The following is a 6,693-nucleotide window of genomic DNA, read 5'->3' as shown; positions in this document are numbered from 1 at the left end:
ATTTTACGAAATGGACGATTGCCCATATATTAAAATCCTAATTTCCAGCGCAAATAGAGATCATGAGTTCCCCTTTTGTGATCTGAACGGCCACCGCTGCCGCCTTCATGCAGGGAGAATACATCATCTCTTGAAATGCTGCCGGAACATGCTCATGCCGGAATGGAGCTTGTATTGCGGGAAACGTTTTTCATACACCGGCAGCTGTGATCCCGCCGATGCTTCCGGATTTAATAACTGCAGAAGATGTGGTACCGTTAAGGAGCGTGCTCCGGGAAATAGTTTCCGGGTGAGTCCATCACTTACCAAGCAAAGGAGAGTTATCAACTATGAAGAGTATCGCTGTATTTTGCGGATCGCGTGACGGGGCTTCGCCAGTCTACAGGGAAAGTGCGCATGCGCTGGGAGTAACGCTCGCAGAACGGGGCATCACCTTAATCTACGGCGGGGCAACCGTCGGCTTGATGGGTGAGGTGGCGGATGCCGCACTGGCGGCAGGCGGGAAGGTCATCGGGGTCATTCCCCATTTTCTCAAAAGCCGGGAAATCGAGCACAAGCTTCTGACAGAGCTGATCGTGGTGGATTCGATGCATGAACGGAAATTAAAGATGTCCGAGCTGGCGGAGGGCTTCATCGCCTTGCCGGGCGGTCCGGGGACAATGGAGGAATACTTTGAGATATTCACGTGGGCGCAATTGGGGCTGCACCAGAAGCCATGCGGAATATTAAACGTCCATCATTACTACGACCCGCTCATTACGCTGTTTGACCAGATGGCCAAGGACCAGTTCATGCTGGAAAAGCACCGGTCCATGGTTCTTACGGACACTTCGCCCGAGGGCATCATCCGGCAGTTTCTGGGCTATTCCCCTCCGCCGGTCAAAACATACCTTACGGACGAGCGCACCTGATCACCGGTGTCTTGCTGCGGTAAAGCAACAGAGCGGTCTTTAGTTAAAGGCATTTATTCAAAATAAACCGGGTTCGTTGCGGCGGCCAAGAGTCTCCGGCTATCGCCGGAGATCATCGGCCGCCATATTTCCGCGCGCCAAAAAGCGCGTCCGGGCATCTCCTGCTCCAGGTTCAGCCCGCCGTCCTTCTCCGCTATGAAACTGTATTCCCGGCCCTTGTCAGACCACAGCACAACCTCATCTCCGGCGAGCAGACGCTTCATGCAAAGCCGGAGCAGCGGCGGCCCCCCCTGCAGCGCCGCCCTCCATTCGCCGCCCATCGGCACATCGCCACAGCTCAGCTCTGCAAACGGACCCTCCGGTGCATACGATAAGGTGACTCTGCCTTGGTTGACAGCTTCAAGAATGTGTCTGACACTGCCGCCTTCAGCCAGCACCCATGCCACCGGCCAGCCATGCCGGACATACGGATGGGGCCGGTGCGTATCGCTGCCCGAGACCGCTGTCAGCCGGCGTCCTGCTGACAGCTGTTCCTGCCACCAGCTCAGGGTAAGGGCATTGGCCTCCCGCCAGGGCCCGTTCCAGATTTCAACCCAATCATGATCCGCATCATAGCCCCAATGCCAGCCGCAATCCGGATCATGGGGGTGATTCAGTGAGATATAGGCTCCTGCAGCCCGCGCTTCCGCCAGCCTCTCCGTGAGCTGGTCCGCATGGACAGCCCGGAAATCCCGCAGGGGATCGGAAACACCGTACAGGTTGCAGTGTCCCCGGCCTGTAGTCAGCTCCATTCCCGGCACAATCAGCAGACCGTCCGCCCACTCCGGCATACTGTTCTGGCTTGAGGTGTTGTGATCGGTTAAGGCAATGTAATCCAGTCCGGCATTGCGGGCCAGCCGGACTGTCTCTTCCAGTGTAAATACCCCGTCACTGTGCTCTGTATGGAGGTGCAGATCCCCGCACAGCCAGCGCGGCTGTGCAAGATGCAGCCGGACATCAAGCTGAACCGCGCAGCCCTCCGGGGCTACGCGGTGGGTTCCCAGAATAACCGCCCACTCCCCGGGGGGAATGCTCCCCGCCCTATAGCCGGGTGTCGCCCTGTTCAGTCCGATGAAAAATTCCCGGCGGGCTCCGCCGCTCCAGCCGCGTACCCTTTCCCCGTCGCGCACGCCCAGATCAATGACAGAGTCCCCGGCCCCTGCCGGCTGCACCGTGCAGAAGACTTCTATGCGTTCCGTTCCCTCCGGCACCTGAAATACCATTTCAAGATAGCCGCCCTGTTCATGCGCTTCAATTCTGCGTGCCAGCAGCAGCTTCCGGATTGAATCCTTGGGTACTGCGTTCAATTCTTGCATCAGTCTCACTCCTTCATCGCGCCGGCCGTCAGGCCCTGCACGAAATATCGCTGTATGAACGGGTAAATGGCCAGCAGCGGGATGATTGCGATCATCACACCCGCCATGCGGACATTGGGGGTGGTCACTTCACTGCCCGAGGTCGCATCAGACAAAATGATCAGCGACTGCAGCGCCAGCTGCAGCGTATATTTGGAAGAATCATTGATATAGAGCAACGCCGGAGTGAACTGGTTCCAGCGGCTGACAAATTCAAACAAGGATACCGTAGCGATGCCTGAAGCAGCCAGCGGAAGATACAAACGGAACAAAATCCGCAAATCGCCTGCTCCGTCAACCCGCGCTGATTCCTGCATCTCATAAGGAACACCCTGGAAGAATGAGCGCATCAGCAGAATGCTGAAGCCCGACACAATGCCCGACAGCACAAGCGCCGCAAGCGAGTTGAGCAGGCCCAGCTCCTTATTGACTATATAGAGCGGAATCAGAATCGCTTCACCCGGAACGGTCATTGTCACGAATAAAAAGCCAAGCAGCAGCCGTTTGCCGGGAAAATGGCGGATAATCAGGGCGTACCCGGCCATGGAGCACAGCAGGACATGCAGCGCGGTCCCGGTAAATGTGACAATCACGTTGTTTAGAAACGGACGCCACAGCTCCATTTTTGTCCAGACCTTGGTGTAGCCCTCCAGGCTGAAGCTGGCAGGAAGAAAATGCAGGCCCGGATGCATGGACGCTATGCTCCCGGACAGCGAGATCACAAATGAGTTCCAGACCGGAAGAATCATAGTTGCCGACAGCAGAATCAGAAACAGGAGATTAACGGCCCTTATTGCGGGATGCAGCACGGTATCGGATGAACCCTTCCACAAGCGGGCACGTTCTTTTTTGCCGGAAGCGCGCTTGCTTCCGGCAGGAGAAACCATTTTGACCGATTGCACAAGCAGCCCTCCTTTCTCAATGTCCATATCTCGTTACCCGTGTGAAAATCAGCGTCAGCAGCAAGGTCGCTGCAATGACCAGAAAGCTTGCGGCCGAAGCGACATCCATATGAAATTGCTGAATTCCCTTTTCGTACACATAGGTCATCAAGACATCCACTTCACGGTATATCGCCGGGTTCCGCATCACAATCAACTGATCGAACATGCGCAGCACGGCAAGCAGCTGCAGGAGAAAAACGGTTTTCATCGCGGGCACAAGCTGGGGAAGCGTAATATGCAGCAGCTGCTTCAGCCTTCCCGCTCCGTCTATCCGCGCCGCCTCGTACAGGGAAGGATTAATCAGGGTCATCGCAGCCAGATAGATAATGCAGGTATAGCCCATTTCCTTCCATACGGAGGTGCCGATCATAACCCACCGCGCATAGCGTTCATCTGCCAGAAAATGCACCGGGCGCTCCGCGCCCAGCAGCTTCAGCAGCTCATTGATCATGCCTGCGTCCGGGGAGAGCAGAAAAATCCAGATTCCCCCGACAATCACCCATGAGAACAGATGCGGAATGTACAATACCATCTGGCTGAATTTCTTGAAAAAGGGATTCAGCACTTCCCCCAGCGATAAGGCTGCGGCCAGCGAAGCCGCAAAGCCAAAGGCCAGCTGTCCGGCCCCGATGAGCAGTGTATTGCGCAGCGCCTGCCAGAAGAAAGGGTCGGTCAGGACCGCCCTGTACTGCTCCAGCCCGACAAACGGGCGCTCGCCGATCATCCGGAATTCCTGCAGGCTGATCGTGAATCCCCGCAGCAGCGGGAAATACAGAAACACAAGAAAATAAACAGCTACCGGAATAAACATGAAATAGAGACTGATGTGCTGGCGAAATCTAAGCATAACCGCTGTCTCCTTCCTTATAAATAACCGTCAGCATCAATCAATCAGTCCGGCGGACTTTAATTCTGCATTCATCGATTTCACTGCTTCGGCAGCGGGGATTTCACCCATCATCGCCTTGAACGCATAGTTCTGAACAATCTTTTCCGCATTGGGCCAATCTGCCGTCGAAAGCTCAATGGTGGAGTTGCTGCTGAAAATAATTTCACGGGCCTCCAGTGCTCCCGGCAGCGTTCCTACCGGATTGACGAAATTTGTATTGCTGGGAAAAGGGGCGCCGTGGTCCATGCCATGCTCTGCTCCCGTTGCCGTTAATTCGTAGCCGCCGCTGCCGCCCGGAGTCCAGTCCACATTCTCTATCCCCAGTGTGGATAAAATATTGCCGGGCTCACTGTGCCAGAATTCCATGAATTCTATCGCTGTCTCGGGATGCTCCGCATTCACCGGGATTCCCCAGACACTCGGATCACCCCGGCGCAGCATAAAGCTGCCGTCCGGCGATACTGCACCCTTGATGCCTTTGGCCTCGAAAGCCGTATCCGGGTCCTCCGTTTGGCGCATGTTGTTGAACAATCCTACCCAGGCATCCCAGTAAGTGACCATCCCGACACGGTCCGTCAGAAACATCTCGCGCATTTTCCCCGTATCGTTGGTGGCAAAATTCGGATCAAGGATGCCCTCCTTGTACAGCTTCGCAAACCACTCATACACCGGAACCGCCGCTTCCGTGGCATAAGGAATGCTCCGTTTGCCGCTGTCGTCGAGCACATAGCGGTATTTCACTCCGGCGGCGCTCATGAAGCCCTGAATATCATACAGCCCCGATGTGCTTAGTCCATAGGTGTCATCTTTGCCATTGCCGTCGGGGTCCTGCTCCTTAAAAGCTTTCAGCACCTTATAGAATTCATCAAGCGTTGCAGGCTGAGCCAGGTTCAGCTTGTCCAGCCAGTCCTGGCGGACAATCGGCAGGGTGCCTCCCTCTTTTTTGTTCAGAATGGAATAGATGTCGCCGCCGTATTTCACCTGCTCCCATTCGGCAGGCTCAATCACTTGCGGGTCCGACAGCACTGCCGAAGCCTCTATCCTGTCGTTCAGCCGCATGAGAACGCCTTGCTCAACCAGCTGGTCCATCTCTGTTTTGCCCATGTAGACCAGATCGTATTGTTCTCCTCCGGCCAGCGCTGCCATCAGCTTCTTGGAATAATCAGCCGCCGGTTTCTCAATTTCAGCCTCGATGCCTGTCAGCCGCTGCACCTCGGCCTCAAACTGTGCATTCTCCTCCGGTGTCTTCCCTCCGGCGACACCCGACAGAATGCGCAGCGTCTTCTTCTCTGTATTTCCGGATACTTGTGCCGACGGAGAAGGTGAATTCCCCTGTACTGTATCCTCCGATGCCGGGTTGCTGCCGTTGCTGCCGCAGGCAGCCAAGGAGACAGCGGCGGCGATAAGCAAAGTGAAGCCTTTTAATCCTCGGACAATAGACATAATTCTGAACCCTCCCGCTAAATTTTTGCGGCACATGAGCCTTTGATATCAAGCGTAGTGCCTATAGCAACCTGTTTGATCTGTGCCCCTCTGCCTTCGCAGCGCTCAATCAGCAGCTTCGCCGCTTCAAAGCCAAGGTCTTCGGCGTTCAGATTCACCGATGACAATCCTGGCCTTAAATCCGTCTGTTCGCTGCTGTTCATAAAGGCAAACACCGAGAGCCGGGCGGGAATCCCGATTCCTTCTTCCGCCGCGGCCCGGTAAATTTCCGCAGCCTCCTGCGAGGAATCGGCCATGATGGCCGTCACCTGCGGCTTACGGCGCAAGAGCTGAAGCGCCAGCTCATGAACGTCCCCACCCTCCATGCCCTGTGTCCTGTAATGCAGCAGCTGTTCAGGCACCGGAACTCTCCGGGCATTAAATGCCGCGCGGTAGCCGGCTTCCCGCGCCTGCGATACAGTTGTTTCCCTGGGCGCATTGATGAAGGCAATTTGCGTATGTCCGAGCTCCAGCAAATAATCCGTCACCTGCTGTGCCGCTCCGGTATTATCGTTATCGACCGAGCTTAGATGCGGAGCATAGGCATACGGCGGACGGCCGATAACAACCATCGGCATCCCTTGTTTAATTCGTTCTTCTATCCGCCCGTCCGGCTCGGTCGGATCCAGCACAATCTCCCCGTCCACCGGACTTCCTGCCACATAGTCCGGCTCTACTGTCCAGGGAGGCGGCACTGTATTGACCAGGAGCCGGTAGCCGTACTCACGGCAGGCCTGCACAATTCCTTTCATGAGTGAAAAATGAAAGGAAGTAAATACCGATGTATTTTGCAGCAAAAGTCCAATGATTCTGTTCTTTGGCAACCCTTGCTGGCGTGCCCAGTAGGTGGGGTGGTATCCCAGTTCTTTGGCGGCTTCCAGAACCCGCCTGGTTACGGCTTGCCCAATCGGCCGTTTTTTGCTGAACACATTGGAAACTGTGCTTTTGGAAACCCCTGCCTTTAGCGCAACATCCGTTATGGTAGCCATGCTCTCACTCCCTCCTCCCTATGATCATAAGGCCTTGATATTAAACTGCCGTTAGGATGGTTTTGTTTCTATGTAAAATACATC

The 6,693-nt window shown here is 55.4% G+C and carries 6 protein-coding genes; 1 reads left to right on the top strand and 5 read right to left on the bottom strand.

The features are described 5' to 3' along the window. Positions 1–329: 329 nt before the first annotated feature. Positions 330–911 (top strand): LOG family protein, encoded by a 582-nt coding sequence (locus tag HYD27_RS14125; RefSeq protein ID WP_219216120.1) that lies wholly within the window; start codon positions 330–332, stop codon positions 909–911. Positions 912–964: 53 nt separating this feature from the next. On the opposite strand, the gene HYD27_RS14120 is transcribed toward HYD27_RS14125, so the two are convergent. From HYD27_RS14120 to HYD27_RS14100, 5 genes are read right to left on the bottom strand one after another with little or no spacing between them, the layout of a single operon-like run. Next, positions 965–2,266, bottom strand: a complete 1,302-nt coding sequence (locus HYD27_RS14120) for a CehA/McbA family metallohydrolase (protein WP_219216118.1) — start codon at positions 2,264–2,266, stop codon at positions 965–967. Positions 2,267–2,271: 5 nt separating this feature from the next. After that, a complete protein-coding gene (locus HYD27_RS14115; protein WP_309242067.1) occupies positions 2,272–3,207 on the bottom strand; it encodes a carbohydrate ABC transporter permease in 936 nt (311 codons plus the stop codon). Between the two features lie 16 nt (positions 3,208–3,223). Further along, the gene (locus tag HYD27_RS14110) at positions 3,224–4,096 is read right to left on the bottom strand and encodes an ABC transporter permease subunit (protein ID WP_219216116.1); all 873 of its coding nucleotides are present in this window, start codon (positions 4,094–4,096) and stop codon (positions 3,224–3,226) included. Between the two features lie 36 nt (positions 4,097–4,132). Further along, positions 4,133–5,581, bottom strand: a complete 1,449-nt coding sequence (locus tag HYD27_RS14105; protein ID WP_219216115.1) for an extracellular solute-binding protein — start codon at positions 5,579–5,581, stop codon at positions 4,133–4,135. Between the two features lie 17 nt (positions 5,582–5,598). Continuing rightward, positions 5,599–6,609, bottom strand: a complete 1,011-nt coding sequence (locus tag HYD27_RS14100; RefSeq protein WP_219216113.1) for a LacI family DNA-binding transcriptional regulator — start codon at positions 6,607–6,609, stop codon at positions 5,599–5,601. Between the last annotated feature and the right edge of the window lie 84 nt (positions 6,610–6,693).

The organism is Paenibacillus sp. S150, from assembly GCF_019352175.1.
In the GTDB taxonomy this organism is placed as follows: domain Bacteria; phylum Bacillota; class Bacilli; order Paenibacillales; family Paenibacillaceae; genus Paenibacillus_AQ.
This window is presented reverse-complemented; position numbering and strand designations above follow the sequence as displayed.

Coding starts and splice junctions, on each gene's coding strand:
- HYD27_RS14120 (WP_219216118.1), bottom strand. CDS start 2,266: ATGCAAGAATTGAACGCAGTACCCAAGGATTCAATCCGGAAGCTGCTG.
- HYD27_RS14110 (WP_219216116.1), bottom strand. CDS start 4,096: ATGCTTAGATTTCGCCAGCACATCAGTCTCTATTTCATGTTTATTCCG.
- HYD27_RS14100 (WP_219216113.1), bottom strand. CDS start 6,609: ATGGCTACCATAACGGATGTTGCGCTAAAGGCAGGGGTTTCCAAAAGC.
- HYD27_RS14105 (WP_219216115.1), bottom strand. CDS start 5,581: ATGTCTATTGTCCGAGGATTAAAAGGCTTCACTTTGCTTATCGCCGCC.
- HYD27_RS14125 (WP_219216120.1), top strand. CDS start 330: ATGAAGAGTATCGCTGTATTTTGCGGATCGCGTGACGGGGCTTCGCCA.